Genomic DNA, 17,423 nt, shown 5'->3' on the forward strand with positions numbered 1-17,423 from the left:
AAATTTTAAACCAATGTCAAATTTTCATCACCTCTCAGAGTAGCCCCTCATTAAGATTTTTCTAGACAGTAGCCAGGAATAAAAAAATGCCACAGATATAATCATGATTCTGTGTATTAAATAAGGCTAAACAAGTTCATATCATCAGGCTAAAAATTAAAAAATCCAGCTTTAGAGCAAGGAGACAATCAATGCCTAACTCCACAAAACCTATGCGTTTAGGTCTACTTTTTCAAGCCATATTGCTCACAGGTATCACCGCTAACGTAGAAGCGAATACACCACCTGTAATGTTGACTTCTCCTAAAGATTTTATATACCCAGATGTAGATCATGGTCTAAATGAAAGTCTTTATCCGAATGAGGCCGCCACGGCTAAAGAAATCGCGAACATCATTGAAATGACGATCCGAAAACAATATTCCACAGATATCGCGCTACGTGATGCACATCCTAAAGCACATGGTTGCGTACGCGCAGAATTTAAGATAAATGAGACATTGCCTCAAAACATGGCCCATGGTGTTTTTATTCCGGGAAAAACTTATCAAGCGTGGATTCGTTTTTCGAATGGATCGAGTAATGCAAAACAGGCGGATATAAAAAAAGATGCACGTGGCATGGCAATCAAACTTTTAGCCGTGCCAGAGAAAAACCTTTTAGATGAACCTGCGGCTACGCAAGACTTCATTATGATCAATCACCCTGTATTCTTTGCCAATGACCCTGCTCGTTATCTATCATTTATGCAAGATATCAATAGCGATCGATTTCTAAAAAAACTGCATGTCCCTTTTGCATTAGGAGCGAAAGGGACTTGGATTGCCTTAAATACTAGAAATAAAATTTCAAATCCTTTGCAAACCAGATACTGGTCCATGGTGCCCTATCAATTAGGAGTCGGCACGCATCGTCAAGCAGTAAAGTACTCTGCTCGTGCATGTTCAAGCGTTGTTAGCCCGATTCCAGCTACTCCTCAAAAGGACTTTTTAAGAGCGGCACTTCGAACGACCTTACAAGATCGTGATGCTTGTATGGAGTTTTTAGTACAACCTCGGACATCCAGCTCAATGTCTGTTGAAGACTCGATGACGGAATGGAAAGAAGACCAAGCTCCTTTCTATAAGGTGGCCACTATTCGTATTCCTCAGCAAGTTTTTGATACCCCTGAGCAAAATAAGTTTTGTGAAAATCTATCCTTTACACCATGGCATGCATTAGCTGAACATAAACCACTGGGTGCGATAAACCGAATGCGCAAAGTCATATATGACCAGATTAGTCGCGTCAGACATGAGATGAATTCGGCTAAAAAAACCAACGCTAACAATGTCGGAGATCAATAAGGAGTCCTATGGTTAAACTCAATGGCCTATTAATCTGTATGTCTAAAGAAGAAGTCCGTATGGTGATAGAACTCCTTCCAGAACATATTGAATTAACTCATCAAGAAGAAGGTTGCATTTCTTTTGAGGTCAAGGAATGCCATGACCCTTTTATTTGGGAGGTACAAGAAGTGTTTGCTAGCATGAAAAGTTTTAAGTATCACCAAAGTAGAACGGCCTCGTCCATTTGGGGAGTGAAAACGCAAAACATTAAACGGCAGTACAAAATATCTGAGGGTGAATAAGGTTTAAGTTTCTAGCTATAAAATGACAGGTCTATGACTAAAACTTGAAATAGCCCTCAAATGAAAGCTCTCTCTATTCAGATCATAAAATTTAAAAATGTTCTGCACTAAAAAACACAATGAAGAATAGCGGTTTTTGTATGGATCATCATGAATTGAGCAGATGCTCAACCTGATATCTTATTTAGTGAGCGGTCGCTGCTGCTTTGGGTTTAAAAGCCACCAAACAAAAGACGATAAAAGCACATAGAACAAAGGATGCGCCAAATCGACTCAGATCCAACCCTCCGTGACTAATGGGCTTATCTAGGAAATCCCCCAATACGGCACCTAATGGACGCGTGAGTACAAATGCAGCCCAAAATAAGAAAGTTCTAGAGATTTTGGTCCACATATAAAGCATCGTCAGCAATAAAAGTAAACCGCCAAAGATAAGTGCTGCACTGGTATATCCCAGCCCTTGCGTATCTGCTGTCCAATCCCCTAGCGCTGTGCCCAATGTTTGGGAAAACATGATGGTCAGCCAATAAAACGCTTCACTTTTAGAAGATTGAATACTTTGTACCGCAATTGACCCGCTGCTGTAGTACCATGCCAATAAAGATAAAATAAGTAAACCAAATAAGATTAGACTGCCACCTAAATAGCCCAGTCCTAAGGTACGATCAACATAGTCCGCTATAGTTGTCCCTAGAGTTGTTGTTGCAATAATTGTAGACCAATAAAAAAATGCATTATATTTTTTGGCCTTAATCTGTGCTGCAACGAATATTGCAAAAATAACGGCGAAGATACCCGTACTTACGATATATCCCAGATTAAGCGACATGGATAAGGCATCCCCCGCTGTTTCACCCAGTGTTGTTGCCGCAATTTTAATAATCCAAAACAGCAAAGTGACTTCAGGTACTTTGCTCAGCACCTCATGCAGTGTTTTTTCCTCAGTCATGATACGCACCAAACCTTATTCATTTGTCTATGCTGAATAATAGTGCTCACAACTGAAACCAATCTTAAATTTCAAAGACCTCGCCCATAGAGGCTGTTTATGACTTTCAACACCACAACATCTATAGACTTTTCATTCGCTTTCTAAATCGACTTAAAACCAAGCTGAGCTGAGTTAAACAGCTAAGCTCATGTTGTCACTCGCTACCCGTAAAGACAGCTTTAAAATAAGCCATAGCAAATGTTCTATTCGCACCAATTTAATTTGCGATATTTTTGAATTCACCTGATTGACCCGTCTATAAGTAAAGGGTTCAGCTTAATGGAACAATCAACGAATGATGGAAACTATGCTTACTGTATCTCGCTTAGCGAAAAAACTCGGTTTATCCAGAACGACTATTCTCTATTATGAGAAACAGGGTTTATTAAAACCAAGCTTAATCGCTGAAAATGGATACCGGTGGTACGGTGAAAGTGAAATTGAGCATCTTAAAAGCATCATCTCTTACCGTTCTTACGGACTATCCATTTCAGATATTCGTTTGCTTTTAGAACCACTTAGCATATCCCAAGGGCAGATCTTGGAAAATCATTTTCGTGCATTGGAACAAGAGATCAATAACTTAAGAGCTCATCAAAAAGCCATCATTGAGTTATTGAAAAAGTCCATTTTATTAAAGGAAAAGTTCGTGAATAAAGCTAAATGGGTAGAGATTATGATCGCAGCAGGTTTATCAAAAGAAGATATGATAAAGTGGCATCAAAAATTTGAAGAGATGGAACCTGAGGAGCATCAAAAATTCTTAGAGTCACTCGACATGACACAAGATGAAATTACAGCTATTCGAAGCTTATAGTGCTTTTTAGCTCTCAATATTTGAACATTTGAACATCAAACCCAATAGTTCTCATCTAAGGGCTATTGTGGATTCACTGCTTACCTATCGTAAGTATTTTTTATCCCTAAATATGATTCCTGCACCAACAAGCAGCTCATCCTAAAGACCGCCAAAACTGAAGATTAGAAGTCGTTAGGATGATCATTGGCGATTAAAAGGTCCAAAACAAAAAACTTTATTAAAAAATGACTGGTCAGAACTTTTCATTGAATTCTAACTGAAAATATATATATTGAGTCTCCGCATCCACCATAAATATGTGATTTTAAAAATGATTAAAAGCTTAACATTACGTAATTTCTTCGGATTAGGCATGGCTATCATGATTTCTCAATCTGCTTTTGCACTAGAGGGATTAAGCACAGAAGAAGCCAACACCATCGTGAAAGAAGATATTGCAGCAGCGCAAGTCATGACCGAATTTTGCCCTGCTTTGGTGGGTCAAGGCCCTAAAATTGAAAGCAACATTCAAACTTTAATTCAAACCTATTTACAAGACTACTCAGATAAGTCGATGACCTATGCAAAATTACAGTCAGACAGCGAATACCAGTCGATTCTGAAAGAAGCTCGTACAGATGCAAAGGGTACTGACAAAGCAGAACAAAAGTCAGTATGTGATGACGTTGTAAACTTTGAAGGTTAATTCAAGTTATACATCTATATCGTAAAGAAAGGATGAATAATGGGGTTATTCATCCTTTTTTATTGGACTGAAAAATGTAAAAACGATGAAGCGACTTCAACAGCTTCTATACATTTTTGCGCTTACATTTACTTAAAATTTGTTTAAGCTCATCCTATTATGGCAACAACATGTATGCACTTAGGGTTTAGAATGAATTTAAATGTAATGAAAAAAGTGATTTTGGCAGTTTGTGGTTCTTCTTTAATTGCCATCGGTTCGGCTCATGCAGCCAATAAAGACGAAAATATTGAAGTAACTCCACTGCAACAAGTGACGCAGCAAGAGTTGGCTGCAATTTATGTCCTATCAGAAGTTTGTCCAAGTCTCGTTTCAGACCAGAGTCAGTTTGAAAATGGCTACAACGCTTTGGCTAAAGAGTATCTACCGCAACAGAAAAATCCGACTGAATACCTTAAAAGCCTTAGCAAAGAGAAAAAATTCAAGCCTATTTTAGCCGAAGCTCAATCCGATGCGAAAAAAGCAGGCAAAGCAAAAAACCAAGAAATTTGTAAAGAATTGAGCACTTACAGCAAATAATACCAATTGGTTACAATATCTTTGAAATAAGCCGATTTCTACCGTAGAAGTCGGCAGAACTTTGTCCTAAAATGCAAAGCTCTCGTGCTTATACTAAAGAAATCGGAACCCCTTAGAATGATTCAAAAAAGCGCCCTTGCTGCGGCATTACTCGTACCAAGCATTTCATTTGCAGCAACTGTCTTATCCTCACCACCAGAACTAAATAATAAATCATATGTGCTGATGGATTATGAGACTGGGCAAATCCTCGCATCTAAAAATGAAAATGAAAAATTAGCACCAGCGTCAATGACAAAAATGATGACGAGTTTCATTATTGAGCAAAAGTTGTTGGCGGGCGAACTCACCGAAGATGAAAAAGTTCGGATGAACGAGTCTGCTTGGTGTCGTGGTAGTAGTTCGGAATCATGTATGTATGTGCCATTAAATGGTACTGCGACTGCATTAGAGATGTTACGCGGCATTATCATTCAATCGGGTAATGATGCATCTAAAGCTATGGCTGAGCACATTGCTGGGAACGAAGGCACTTTCGTTCACATGATGAACACTGAAGCAAAACGTATCGGCATGACCAATACCAGCTTCATGAACTCAACAGGCATGCCTGCTGAAGGTCACTACTCGACCGCTAAAGACATGGCAACGCTTGCACAGCACATCATTCACGACAGTTCAAAATATTATCCGATTTATTCTGAAAAAGAATTTACCTTTAACGGTATCAAACAAGGCAACCGTAATGCCCTGCTTTATACTGACCCAAGTGTCGATGGTTTAAAAACTGGTCATACTGACGAAGCGGGTTATTGCTTAACAACTTCGGCTAAACGTGGCCCAATGCGTTTGATTTCTGTGATTTTTGGTGCGCCAAGCATGCAAGAACGCGCAACGCAAACACGTGAAATTTTAGCGTGGGGTTATGCAAACTTTGAAACCAAAAATGTTCAAGCTGCGAACCAAGTTTTAGCAAAATCAAAAGTATGGTTTGGTAAAGAAAATGACGTACAAATTGGTTTAGCTGAAACCTTCAACGTAACGATGCCGAAAGGCCAGGCCAACGCAATCAAAACACAACTGGTGGTTCAACCAAAACTGACTGCACCGTTGAAAAAAGGACAAGTGGTTGGTAAATATGTAGCAAGCCTTGATGGTAAAGTGATTGCTGAAAAACCACTTGTGGCGCTAAAAGATGTTGAAGAAGCAGGTTTCTTTGCACGTATGCTTGACCACATCAAACAATTCTTCTCAAACTTATTCTAAGCAGCAACATTTAGACTTAAGTTAAAGCATCCACACCTCGGTCTGGGTGCTTTTTTATTTTATAATGGACACCTACATAAAAGCAGAACACCAACATGGCTAAAAATATTCGCCCTTATTTGAACAGCACGCCACAGCTTGGCAACAACTGCTATATCGATGAAATGTCGGTAGTGATTGGTGATGTCATCTTGGCTGAAAATGTTTCTGTATGGCCTTTTGCCGTAATTCGGGGTGATGTAAACCATATTCGGATTGGTAAAAACTCGAATGTACAAGACCATGCAATGCTGCATGTTAGTCATAAAAAAGCGGACAAACCAAATGGCTCGCCTTTAATCATTGGTGAAGATGTCACCATTGGTCACCATGTCACCTTACATGGCTGTACCATCGGCAACCGTGTTTTGATTGGTATCAATAGCATTGTTTTGGACGATGTCATCATTCCTGACGATGTTATGATTGGTGCAGGAACACTGGTTCCCCCAGGTAAAGTGCTTGAAAGTGGCTATTTATATGTCGGTAGTCCTGCCAAAAAAGTTCGCCTTCTGACAGAAACAGAATTAGCATTCTTACCATATTCAGCACAAAACTATGTCAAAGTATCGGGACATTATTTAGAGCCATGATCATTGGGAGCATTTTGCTCCCCTTTTCATATCAGATCAAATAACAAGCATCACCTTCAAAAATGCTGAATCTGCGGATTAATCCTTCTCAAACGCTGTCACTAAAAAATCAATTAGCGCTTTTACCGATGGTAATAAACCACGTCGAGACGTATAAGCCAGATGAATCAGTTCGGGTTTTGGCTCCCAGTTTGGAATCACTTTGACCAAACGGCCTTCTTTTAAATCATTATGAATAATCAGCTCTGGTAACTTGGCAATCCACGCCCACCACAATACCTGTATAGCCTAGCGGATGAAGAAGATACCAAAAGCGTGGAACTAAGCTACTAATTTTATATCCATAACATAGCCACCACCGCCTAAATTTTGTAGAATACTCCTTTTACCCCATGGTGCTTTTACATGACCGCTTGGACAGCTCACGTCACCGTCGCAACTATTGTTGAAAAAGACGGAAAATTTCTATTTGTAGAAGAGCATACTGCGGGTGTGACACACACTGTATTTAACCAACCTGCAGGCCATGTTGAATCAGGTGAAACACTCATCGAAGCTGCCATTCGTGAAACTATGGAAGAAACTGGACATGAAGTGTCTATAGATGCGTTATTGGGCATTTATACCTATACACCACCCATGTTTCCAGACCGCACGTATTATCGTTTCTGCTTTTTAGCGCAGTCACTTCATCACCATCCAACCGCCGAACTCGATACAGGTATCGTGGGTGCAGTATGGATGACTTTAGATGAACTACACGAAACGGCTCGTGCACGTAGTCCATTGGTGATTAAAGCGGTTCAAGACGCACTCGCGGGTCAAAAATATCCTTTATCGCTCGTTTATGAGCACCAAAATTCTCCCCTTATTTCAAGTTTGGATGCCTAGTCCTATGCAACAACGTGTCATCGTCGGTATGTCGGGTGGTGTAGATTCATCTGTTTCTGCTGCTCTTCTTCTTCAACAAGGTTATCAAGTTGAAGGTCTTTTCATGAAGAACTGGGAAGAAGACGACGGCACGGAATACTGCACAGCTATGGAAGACTTAGCCGATGCTCAAGCGGTCTGTGACAAACTAGGGATTAAACTACACACCGCCAACTTTGCTATGGAATATTGGGATCGTGTATTTGAGCATTTCTTAGCGGAATATGCTGCAGGCCGTACTCCAAACCCAGATATTTTATGTAATAAAGAAATCAAATTCCGTGCGTTCTTAGATCATGCCATGCAACTGGGCGCAGACTTTATTGCGACTGGTCACTATGCACGTCGCGGCGAAACCATGACTAATTCTAAAGGTGAGGAATATGCACCTTTACTGCGTGGTTTAGATAAAAACAAAGACCAGACCTATTTCTTACATGCTGTGCATGGCCGTGAAATTAATAAGACGTTGTTCCCTGTAGGGGAAATTGAAAAGCCTGAAGTACGTAAAATTGCGGAACAATATGACTTAGTCACAGCGAAGAAAAAAGACTCAACGGGCATCTGTTTTATTGGTGAACGTCGTTTTAATGACTTCTTAAAACAATACTTGCCTGCACAAGCTGGAAAAATCGTCTTAGATGATGGCAAAGAGGTTGGTGAACATCACGGCTTAATGTACTATACGCTCGGTCAACGCGGTGGTATTGGTATTGGTGGTTTGAAAGGTGTGGCTGAAGGCGCATGGTTCGTTCTACATAAAGATATTGAAAACAACCGCTTGGTGATTGGTCAAGGTCATGAACATCCACTGATGCAAAGTACTGCGCTTTGGAGTGAAACGATTGACTGGGTCGCAGGTGAAATGCAGATTCCTGAAACAGGTTTCCGTTGTACCTCACGGACGCGCTATCGCCAAGATGACCAAGATTGTGTGATCTTTAATGATCCGACTACCCCAGGTGGCGTACGTGTTGAGTTCGATGAGCCCCAACGTGCCGTGACGCCGGGTCAGAGTGTCGTATTCTACTCAGGTGAAGTTTGTTTAGGCGGCGGCGTGATTCATCATACCAATGCTCCTAAACCTGATTTTATTTAAAGGATTTTAAGACATGGCTGAGTTACCGTTTCAACAGCCTCAAACTTTGAACGAACGCCAAAACCGAGCTTTGGCGTTGGCGGCTGTTTTTCAGTCCGCGCAACTGACGCATATGACCGCATTGAGCGGTCAACAAAGTATTGGGGAAAGCGGTAACTTCTATTTAGAGCAGTTGATTAAAGCCAGTTTAAATATCCGACCGAAGGGCAACCAAAGCGGACAAACTTTAGACTTCTTTCATCAACTGGCGGACATCTCCTTAGGACTAAAAACCTTAGAAAGTAGCATTACCCAGCCCTTTAATACCTCACCCAAAACTAGAATTCCTAAATTATCCACTGCTAAACTTCCCATGACCTATGCCATGGCGCTCTTACAACTCGAAAAGAAAGTGTATAGCAACCCCAAATTCGTTGAAATTATTGAACAGTCCCAACAAAAAATCTTAAGACAGCTTTCTTTTTTCGATAATAACTATTTACATCCAAGCATCATTGCCAACCTCGCTCAAACCTACGTCGACACCGCGGGACAAATTAACCCACGCATTATGGTGCGGGGTAATGCAGAAGCATTTAAAGATTCATCGCATACCAACCGCATTCGCGCTTCCCTCTTCACTGGCTTACAAATGGCACATTTATGGCGTCAGCTCGGTGGAAGTTCATGGGGCATGGTATTTAGCAAACGCAAGTTGCTTAAAGATATTCAAGATCTCGCTCGTTTACAGTATCAGGTGATTTAACACATGATCGACGAGCTTTTTAGTTTTACGTTTAATTCCAAAGTTTAAGGAATCGCTATGAACGCTTTAACCGCACTTTCTCCATTAGATGGACGCTACGCTAGCAAATGTGATGCGCTTCGTCCTTTCCTCTCTGAGTTTGGTTTAATCCATGCTCGTGTGACTGTTGAAGTGCGTTGGTTACAAGCGCTTGCAAACCGTCCAGAAATCACTGAAGTGCCTGCTTTCAGTGCTGAGACCAATGCTGCACTTGATGCAATTGTTGCTGACTTTTCTGAGAACGATGCCAACCGTATTAAAGACATCGAACGTACCACGAACCATGATGTCAAAGCCGTTGAGTACTTCCTGAAAGAAAAAATTGAAGGCATCGAAGAGCTTAAAAATGCGGGTGAATTCATTCACTTTGCATGTACCTCTGAAGACATCAACAACTTGTCTCATGCATTAATGTTGAAAAGTGGTCGTGATGTATTGGTTGCATCTATGCAGCAAATCATTGACTCAATCGTGGCATTGTCTGAAAAGCATGCTGACCAACCTATGTTATCTCGTACACATGGTCAGACGGCAAGCCCAACCACTTTGGGTAAAGAAATGGCAAACGTAGCTTATCGTCTTGCGCGCCAAATCAAACAATTCAAACAAGTTGAGCTTTTAGGCAAAATTAACGGTGCGGTAGGTAACTATAATGCTCACCTTTCTGCTTACCCAGACATCAACTGGCCTGCGCACTCACAAGCATTCGTTGAGTCTTTAGGTCTAAGCTTTAACCCGTACACCACTCAAATCGAGCCGCATGACTACATGGCGGAACTGTTTGATGCTTTACGTCGTTTCAATACAATTTTGATCGACTTTAACCGTGACGTTTGGGGTTATATCTCGCTTGGTTTCTTCAAGCAAAAACTCAAAGATGGCGAAGTGGGTTCTTCAACGATGCCACACAAAGTAAACCCTATTGACTTCGAAAACTCAGAAGGCAACTTAGGCTTAGCCAATGCAGTGCTTGCGCACCTTGGCGAAAAACTTCCAATTTCGCGCTGGCAGCGTGACCTAACAGACTCAACTGTACTACGTAACATGGGTGTTGGTTTTGCACAAAGCTTGATTGCTTTTGAAGCTTGTTCAAAAGGCATTGGTAAACTTGAACTCAATGCTGCACGTATTGATGAAGACTTGAACAATGCGCAAGAAGTTCTAGCTGAACCAATTCAGACCGTAATGCGTCGTTACAACGTTGAAAAACCATACGAAAAATTAAAAGCGTTGACACGTGGTCAAGCCATGACACGTGACATGATGGTTGACTTCGTCAATGGTAATGAACTTGAAGCTGTCCCTGCTGCTGACCGCGCACGTTTAGCGGAAATGACGCCTGCAACCTATACAGGTAACGCAGCTGAACAAGCGAAACAAGTTGCTGACTTAATTTCTAAAATCTAATTTTTAGAAATTGAAAAAAGCGGAGCTTCGGCTTCGCTTTTTTATCTATAATGCAAACAAGAATCTCCTATACGCATAATTGAAAAACCAATAAAAATGATGACAATCCTGAAAAGTACAACACCGAAAGCTCACATTGACTATCAACTGAAAAAGCCGCATTGGATTGCTCTCACTGTACTTGCTGTCGCCATTGCTTTCGCATCGATCCATCCCCTTGAACTCAGCTCTTATATTTTGCATCAGGTCGGAACCGTATTCATGTTGGTGACGCTGATCATTTGTCTTTATAAATTGGGGCTCAGCTTGATCAGCTTTATGCTTTATATCGGTTTTTTGCTGATTCATATACTCGGTGCGCATTATCTATATTCTTATGTACCCTATAATGAATGGTCAATCCAATATTTAAACCTAGACCTCAACCAGAGTTTAGGTTGGACACGGAATATGTACGATCGCTTTGTACATTTAGCGTACGGTCTGCTGCTCTACCCGTTCTTTTATCGTCTGTTTCAAGTGTGGCTGCCTCAACTTTCTAAACTCACCCTATTCTTGCTGGTCATTCAATTTGTGATGGCAAGTAGCCTCATTTACGAATGGATTGAATGGTTTATTGCGATGGGCTTATCGCCTGAAGATGCTGAAAATTACAATGGGCAACAAGGTGATATTTGGGACGCACACCAAGACATGCTTTTAGCCACAGTTGGTGCAATCATCACAGGCATAGCCTGTCTATTGAAAAAGTAGTCATTTTGCCTACCATTCGTCTAGCACAACAATTAACGACGATACAGGACTCATTCAAGCACAAGTGATTTGTACATCAGTTTAAAAAACAAAAAAAACACCACGTCAGGCGTGGTGTTTTAACTCTATTAGTCTTTCGCAGACTCATCTGTTGGCACTTCAGTAATTCGGCCACCGCGAGCAAGGAATGCCGCAACTTCGTCTTCAAGTGCTTGACGTTGTTTTAATTTTGCAGTCACCGTCAGTGTTTCAGCTTCGGCAACATCACCATCACTTGCAGCATTATCAGAAGAATCTGATGCGCCTTTTTCCGCTGCTTGAGCTTCGTCTTCGTCGACTGCTGAGTCTTCTACATCATCATAATCATTTGAATCAGTCATCTTAATCTCCCCACAAATGACATTTTAGGTTCCCATGAATTACTGGTTTCCAATTATGTTGAAATTTAACAAGCTCTCAGCCTTTCGCATAGTCTTATTCAACGGAAAATCGTATCTTTTTTAATCAAAATCGTAATCTTATTTTACGACTGGCTAAAAAATAACACTTCCTTTCTTACACAGCATAACGCGTCTCTTTGAGCAACCCTAAACCATTGGCCTGTGCCATAAAAGCATCTTTTAATACAGGCAGTTTTTCAACTTGTTTCAAACCAAAGTTTCGCGCCCATACCACAGGAAAGAGTTGTGTGGTTTCCATCCAACCGATGGCAGACATGCTATGCATCATTGCATCATTTTGTCCTTTACGGCGGTGTTCATAACGCTTCAGTGTTTGCTCATGTGCCCACACGCCACGTGCTAGATCATGTAGTAATACATCACACAGTACAGCCGCATCAAGACAACCAATATTCACCCCCTGTCCTGCTAAGGGATGAATCACATGAGCCGCATCACCAATTAAAGCCAAGCCCGCTTTAACATATTGCTGTGCAGCACGTGCTTTGAGTGGGAAAGTGGCACGCGGTGTCGCTTCCAACACTTCGCCTAACATGTGATGACTTTCTCGCGTTAACAGCTGGGTAAATTCAGCATCTGAAAGTGCAGCATATTCTTCTGCATAATCATCGGGGAGCGTCCATACGATAGACTGCCAATGCCCTGCTTGCTCTGGTTTTAAACTCGCCATTGGTAAAAATGCCAAAGGCCCCGTTTCTAAAAAAATCTGACGTGCAACGTGTTGATGAGGCTGAGCTGTACGAATGGCACAGCTTAAACCAGCCTGTTTGTAATCCAGCACATCGATATCGATAAACGCTTGTTCTCGTACAAAAGAGTTTGCACCATCAGCACCAATCACCAGTTTGGTTTTCAACACCGTACCATCGGCCAAATGGATATACCACATCCCAACACCTTCTTCGACACGCGCAACTTTAACTTGGGTGCGGTAATCGTTGAGTACAGCAAGCATCTGCTGTTGAATCGCTAAATTAAGCAAACTTGGCTCAACCATAGAACCAAGGGCTTGTTCGCCATGTGGTTCCTGCTTGGACGCATGACCAAAGTTAATTTCACCATAGCCATTTTTATTCCACACCTGCATGCCACTATACGGCATCTGGCGGGCAATTTTATCCCAAACATCAACGGTTTTAAGTAGGTGTATCGTCGCTTGACTGAGTGCCAAGACACGTGGGTTTGCAACACTTAAGGTCTTGTGTTCATCTAAAATAGGTGCAGCATCCAATACGGTAGCTTGCACACCGCCTTGTGCCAAAAGCAAGGCGGTCAGTCCACCAACCAAACCACCGCCAATAATCACCACATCTAAAACATCAGTTTGAACATGACTCATGCTTTTAGCCCCATAGCATAGTTGGCAACGAGTGGTTTAATGCCTGGAATCGTATCAAACGCGACCAAACCAGTATTACGAATAAACTTTAAGATTGGATTGCTATTGCTAAAGCCTCGCACCACCGAATCACAGAACTTAATTACACGTTGTTGATCGGTCAAACGTGAAGCCTCATAGGCTTGTAACATTTCAGCATCGCCCAAGTCGGCATTTTGCGCAATTTGCTCCGTTAAATAACGGACCAAAACGTGCGCATCTCGCATACACAAGTTAAAACCTTGCCCCGCAACAGGGTGAATGGTATGCGCAGCATTACCCATTAATACCACCCGTCCTACGGCCTGCTTTTCTGCTAGCACTTGTGACAATGGAAAACTAAAACGCTTACCTGTTTTTTGAAACTTCCCTGCACGGTCGCCATAGGTTTCTTGCAAAGCATCTAAGAAATGCTGGTCATTTTCATCGCCCAACCATTCACCTTCTGTACCTTTTTTCACAGGCCAAACCACTGAACGACGGTATTCACCTGGAAGAGGTAATAGTGCCAATGGCCCTAAGCTACTAAAACGCTCAAAACCCACATGGTTGTGCGGTTTTGAGGTTTGTACCGTGGTCACAATAGCAACTTGATCGTAATCATGCTCCGAAGCACCTATTCCTAAGGCTTTACGGCAGAATGAATCACGCCCATCTGCAGCAATGACGATTTTTGCTTGCAGTGACAGTTGTTCTTCTCCACGACTGGCTTCTATGTAGGCCATATCGGCATCTTGGATCAGTTTAGTGACTTGTACACCATCAATCAGCTCGATGAATGGTTGTTTTTGAACTTCCGTCAGTAGTACACGACCAAGCCATGCGTTTTCTATAACCTGACCGAAGCTTTCGACTTTTTCTTGTTCTGCTTTGAGACGTGCCTTACCAAAGCTACCTTGTTCGGTGATATTCACCTCTAAAATAGGCGTTGCATGTTCTTGTAACGCGCTCCATAAACCCAGTTCTTGGTAAATTTGAACAGTACGACGAGACAGGGCGCTGTTTCTAGCATCAAAACTAGAATGGTATGGCGCAAGGTTTACATCATCATAATTTGGGTATTTGATCGCCTCTAAAAGTTTCACCGCAATGTTTTGTTTGGCTAACATCAACGCCAGACTCAGTCCGACCATACCACCACCGACTATGATGACTTCTTGTTGCATGCTTCTATCCTTTTTATGGCGTACCTAAAGTAAAAAACTTCAAATACCTATAAGTTTTAATGGTTTTATATTACATCAAAGATTTTCTTTTTTATAATGAAATGGATGTTTTTACGTACTTTCACCCTAAGGCCCTGTTGCCAAAGTTATGCAGATGACAGTTTCTTAAACTTTTATTTCACACAATAGATTTGATGTTGAATCAATATTTCAGATGCTTATTTAATGAGAGTTTAGACGGCCAGCCTTTATAAGTTTTCTATATTAATAAAAGCTCATAAATCTTGAGCCATAAATTTAACCATACGAGATGAGTTATCAGTCATCTATATTCCAATTTTTATGCAATCCGGCCGCTATATTTTCCGTAGAGCTCTTGCTCAAGAAGTACAAAATAAAACTAGCCCTCTTAGCTGTATAGTCCTGTAACTAATTGCGACTTTATAGCTATATAGAATATTAAAGCTGTTCTCTTCAGTACGTTTTTTTGAATAGCGCGATTCATTAGTCTAGAAAAAATTACCCCATCACAGGATGGGGTAATTTTTGGTTTCAATTAAAGAATTTAATAACGTCACTATGCTTAAATTAAAATATGGTCCTATATAGGGCTTACCAACTAATATTCACACGTCGATTTGGTGTTAAGCATGGCACCATTTCCACCTGTTCAGATACTGCACAGCTTTGATATTCTTCAGTTACACCCTTTGCTTCGATACGAATACGCTCAGATGATATACCTGATCTAACTAAATAATCAGCAACCGTTGAGGCACGCTTTTGTGATAGTTTCTGGTTATAGCCGACATTACCTAAACGGTCAGTAAAACCTGTAATTACCACAGGATTTTGAGATGCCGTAGCTTTGATATTTGTAGCTATACCCTCCAGAGTTTGAGGACCTTCAATAACAGCTTGCTCATCAAAACGATCAAAGTTAAAAAGGACATTAGCATTTCGCTGTGAAACTGTCTCATCAACAATTTGAGTCTCAGGAACAGGTGCTATATTTTCCGAACGCAACATAAGCTCTTCACAAGCTTCACCTTTCCAGCTTAAACGTTCAGATAAGCCTTTTTTGTCAAAATCGATACGTAATTGGCAGCGCTTATAATCTTGTGTGTTCGGCTTGCGGATATCTAAAACATAATTCCATTTTTTAACAAAGAAAAGCCCTTCACTAAAATGTGGATTTCCTAAAATATGACGGAATTGATCCTTGGTCAAAGCAGTGCTTAAACGCGCTACATCTGCATACTCATAACGTTGGACTTGTTTCAAATAACTATTTTCAATTTCTGGAAAGACCACTTCTTGCTGGGTTTGTACTGGTTCAATCTCAGCATAAATTGACATTGTAGTTACAAGCAATACACCACCGATGATGCTTTTAACAATTTTTTTCATAAATCATTGAATCTCTAAAGTTAAATATATAAGGAAGGCTGAAAATAGCCTTCCTTAGTTTTCATCGATTATGTATTAATCAATTACACCGCTGACGCCGATACGGAAACTCGGATCGCCTTCAGAAGCAGCAGCAATACCACCAGTTAATGACCAACGTCCATTATCAGCAGTTTTTCTTAAAGTCACACCTACCGCATTTTCACCACTATGATGAGCTGCAGCGGCTGCATAAGTCCACTTACCTGCTACATAAGGAGCTGTTTCTAATGCCATAGCAGCAGCAATACCAGCATTTGCACGCTTTTCTACACTATCAATACGTTGATTTGTGCTAGTAAATACTTGCTCTAGTTGATCACCTAAATTTGTGATTTTTTGATCAAGTTGATTGTCGCGATTATTCAATGCACTTAAAGCATCGCCCACATTATTATGAGAACCCCCACCGACGTTATAAGTCGGACCGGTATTGGTTTCATAGTTTGCGCCACCACCTAAGTGATTATAAATATTAGTATTACTTGTATGAAGTTGAGATCCATTAATGGCATCTTTTGAATCTTTGCTAATAGATCCATCAGCCACACCACTCACCTTCTTATTACCAGCATTGATGCCTGTGTCTTTATCTATAGAAACATCGCCAACAGTAATTTTATTGGTATTTACAGAGTCGAAGTTGACGTCTTTCTTGGTCGCAACATTATAGTTAGTACTACCATCTTGATTGGTAGACTGGCTGACAATAATGTTGTCGCCTTCTGAAACTGTAGTTTTAGCTTTAGTTACATTGCTATTCACATTATTAATCGCATCATGTAACTGACCACCATTCACAGCATCTTTTGAACCTTTGGCTATCGTACCATCTTCTACATTTGTAACTTTCTTGCTTCCAGCATCGATACCATCTTTGGTTACACTTGGACCACCTTTGATGGTTAAGCCATCATTATTGACCGTTGTATCACCAGTTTGAATACTGCCGTCTTTACCTAAATTAAGATCTTTAGCTAAATCCATCTTAATTTGATTACCATTTTTACTCACTTGGATGTTGCCATCAGTGTTTGTAAAATCAACAGTGTCACCAGATTTAACAGCACTTGAATTTTCTCCATTTGCTGTTAAATTCCAACCTTGATTAGCATTGTTTACTTTAGTATTAATTGAATCAATCGCATCATGAATGGTGTTCTTGCCCGTATTACCGACATTAGAAGTCGTGACACCGCCATCAGCATTTAGTGTTGTATTACCACCAATACTGTTTTTAATGCTGTTTGCAGTATTATGAAGCTGGCTGCCATTCACTGCATCTTGTGATGTACTCTTAATATCGCCATTGGCAACATTGGTGATTTTCTTCTTGCCTGCATCAATGCCCTGAGCCGTAATGCTTGGACCGTCTTTAATGCTGAGGCCGGCA

18 protein-coding genes and 1 pseudogene are annotated in these 17,423 nt (G+C 40.9%); 12 read left to right on the plus strand and 7 right to left on the minus strand.

The genetic code is table 11. From position 1 onward, the window contains the following. Window positions 1–191: 191 nt before the first annotated feature. Together JZ787_RS01370 and JZ787_RS01375 are read left to right on the plus strand one after the other, a co-directional pair. The gene (locus tag JZ787_RS01370) at window positions 192–1,346 is read left to right on the plus strand and encodes a catalase family protein (protein ID WP_346311474.1); all 1,155 of its coding nucleotides are present in this window, start codon (window positions 192–194) and stop codon (window positions 1,344–1,346) included. A gap of 8 nt (window positions 1,347–1,354) precedes the next feature. Beyond that, window positions 1,355–1,630, plus strand: a complete 276-nt coding sequence (locus tag JZ787_RS01375; RefSeq protein ID WP_346311475.1) for an antibiotic biosynthesis monooxygenase — start codon at window positions 1,355–1,357, stop codon at window positions 1,628–1,630. A gap of 184 nt (window positions 1,631–1,814) precedes the next feature. Here JZ787_RS01375 and JZ787_RS01380 read toward each other — a convergent pair whose 3' ends face one another. Then, window positions 1,815–2,579, minus strand: coding sequence for a hypothetical protein (locus JZ787_RS01380; RefSeq protein WP_346311476.1), 765 nt, complete (start codon window positions 2,577–2,579; stop codon window positions 1,815–1,817). Between the two features lie 337 nt (window positions 2,580–2,916). On the opposite strand from JZ787_RS01380, the gene JZ787_RS01385 reads away from it, so the two are divergent. From JZ787_RS01385 to JZ787_RS01405, 5 genes are all read left to right on the plus strand, one after another. Next, window positions 2,917–3,438 (plus strand): MerR family transcriptional regulator, encoded by a 522-nt coding sequence (locus tag JZ787_RS01385; RefSeq protein ID WP_346311477.1) that lies wholly within the window; start codon window positions 2,917–2,919, stop codon window positions 3,436–3,438. A gap of 313 nt (window positions 3,439–3,751) precedes the next feature. Then, complete coding sequence (locus tag JZ787_RS01390; RefSeq protein ID WP_010326344.1) at window positions 3,752–4,126, plus strand: hypothetical protein; 375 nt, start codon at window positions 3,752–3,754, stop codon at window positions 4,124–4,126. Window positions 4,127–4,318: 192 nt separating this feature from the next. Then, window positions 4,319–4,705, plus strand: a complete 387-nt coding sequence (locus JZ787_RS01395) for a hypothetical protein (RefSeq protein WP_010326343.1) — start codon at window positions 4,319–4,321, stop codon at window positions 4,703–4,705. A 117-nt stretch (window positions 4,706–4,822) separates the two neighbouring features. Further along, window positions 4,823–5,971, plus strand: coding sequence for a D-alanyl-D-alanine carboxypeptidase PBP5/6 (gene dacC / locus JZ787_RS01400; RefSeq protein ID WP_130235016.1), 1,149 nt, complete (start codon window positions 4,823–4,825; stop codon window positions 5,969–5,971). Window positions 5,972–6,066: 95 nt separating this feature from the next. Beyond that, the gene (locus JZ787_RS01405) at window positions 6,067–6,603 is read left to right on the plus strand and encodes a gamma carbonic anhydrase family protein (protein WP_010326341.1); all 537 of its coding nucleotides are present in this window, start codon (window positions 6,067–6,069) and stop codon (window positions 6,601–6,603) included. A gap of 78 nt (window positions 6,604–6,681) precedes the next feature. Here the strand turns inward: JZ787_RS01405 and JZ787_RS01410 are convergent. Further along, window positions 6,682–6,864, minus strand: a pseudogene (locus JZ787_RS01410) (LysR substrate-binding domain-containing protein); the annotation flags it as partial. 144 nt (window positions 6,865–7,008) lie between these two features. Here JZ787_RS01410 and JZ787_RS01415 point away from each other — a divergent pair. The 5 genes from JZ787_RS01415 (at window position 7,009) to JZ787_RS01435 (ending at window position 11,576) form a co-directional block, all read left to right on the plus strand. Next, window positions 7,009–7,494: an NUDIX hydrolase gene (locus JZ787_RS01415; protein WP_346311478.1), complete on the plus strand. Its 486-nt coding sequence runs from the start codon at window positions 7,009–7,011 to the stop codon at window positions 7,492–7,494. A 4-nt stretch (window positions 7,495–7,498) separates the two neighbouring features. Continuing rightward, entirely contained in the window at window positions 7,499–8,632 is a 1,134-nt protein-coding gene (gene mnmA / locus JZ787_RS01420; RefSeq protein ID WP_004694222.1) for a tRNA 2-thiouridine(34) synthase MnmA, read from the plus strand. 13 nt (window positions 8,633–8,645) lie between these two features. Beyond that, entirely contained in the window at window positions 8,646–9,377 is a 732-nt protein-coding gene (gene hflD, locus JZ787_RS01425; protein WP_004980842.1) for a high frequency lysogenization protein HflD, read from the plus strand. A 57-nt stretch (window positions 9,378–9,434) separates the two neighbouring features. Then, window positions 9,435–10,823: an adenylosuccinate lyase gene (gene purB, locus JZ787_RS01430; RefSeq protein WP_078389641.1), complete on the plus strand. Its 1,389-nt coding sequence runs from the start codon at window positions 9,435–9,437 to the stop codon at window positions 10,821–10,823. Window positions 10,824–10,919: 96 nt separating this feature from the next. Further along, window positions 10,920–11,576 carry a DUF2238 domain-containing protein gene (locus tag JZ787_RS01435; RefSeq protein ID WP_346311479.1) on the plus strand — a complete coding sequence of 219 codons (657 nt, stop codon included), beginning with the start codon at window positions 10,920–10,922 and terminating at the stop codon, window positions 11,574–11,576. A gap of 128 nt (window positions 11,577–11,704) precedes the next feature. Here the strand turns inward: JZ787_RS01435 and JZ787_RS01440 are convergent, their stop codons facing one another. From JZ787_RS01440 to JZ787_RS01460, 5 genes are all read right to left on the minus strand, one after another. Continuing rightward, complete coding sequence (locus tag JZ787_RS01440; protein WP_004694228.1) at window positions 11,705–11,956, minus strand: hypothetical protein; 252 nt, start codon at window positions 11,954–11,956, stop codon at window positions 11,705–11,707. Between the two features lie 175 nt (window positions 11,957–12,131). After that, a complete protein-coding gene (locus JZ787_RS01445; RefSeq protein WP_339400481.1) occupies window positions 12,132–13,376 on the minus strand; it encodes an FAD-dependent monooxygenase in 1,245 nt (414 codons plus the stop codon). Beyond that, window positions 13,373–14,581, minus strand: a complete 1,209-nt coding sequence (gene ubiH / locus JZ787_RS01450; RefSeq protein ID WP_339400480.1) for a 2-octaprenyl-6-methoxyphenyl hydroxylase — start codon at window positions 14,579–14,581, stop codon at window positions 13,373–13,375. The genes JZ787_RS01445 and ubiH overlap by 4 nt, the downstream gene beginning before the upstream one ends. A gap of 612 nt (window positions 14,582–15,193) precedes the next feature. Beyond that, window positions 15,194–15,991 (minus strand): OmpA family protein, encoded by a 798-nt coding sequence (locus tag JZ787_RS01455; protein ID WP_346311480.1) that lies wholly within the window; start codon window positions 15,989–15,991, stop codon window positions 15,194–15,196. A 75-nt stretch (window positions 15,992–16,066) separates the two neighbouring features. Beyond that, window positions 16,067–17,423: YadA-like family protein (locus JZ787_RS01460; protein ID WP_346311481.1), on the minus strand; the 1,357-nt coding region annotated here is incomplete at its 5' end.

This window comes from Acinetobacter sp. BWR-L5 (assembly GCF_039655985.1).
Taxonomy (GTDB): domain Bacteria; phylum Pseudomonadota; class Gammaproteobacteria; order Pseudomonadales; family Moraxellaceae; genus Acinetobacter; species Acinetobacter johnsonii.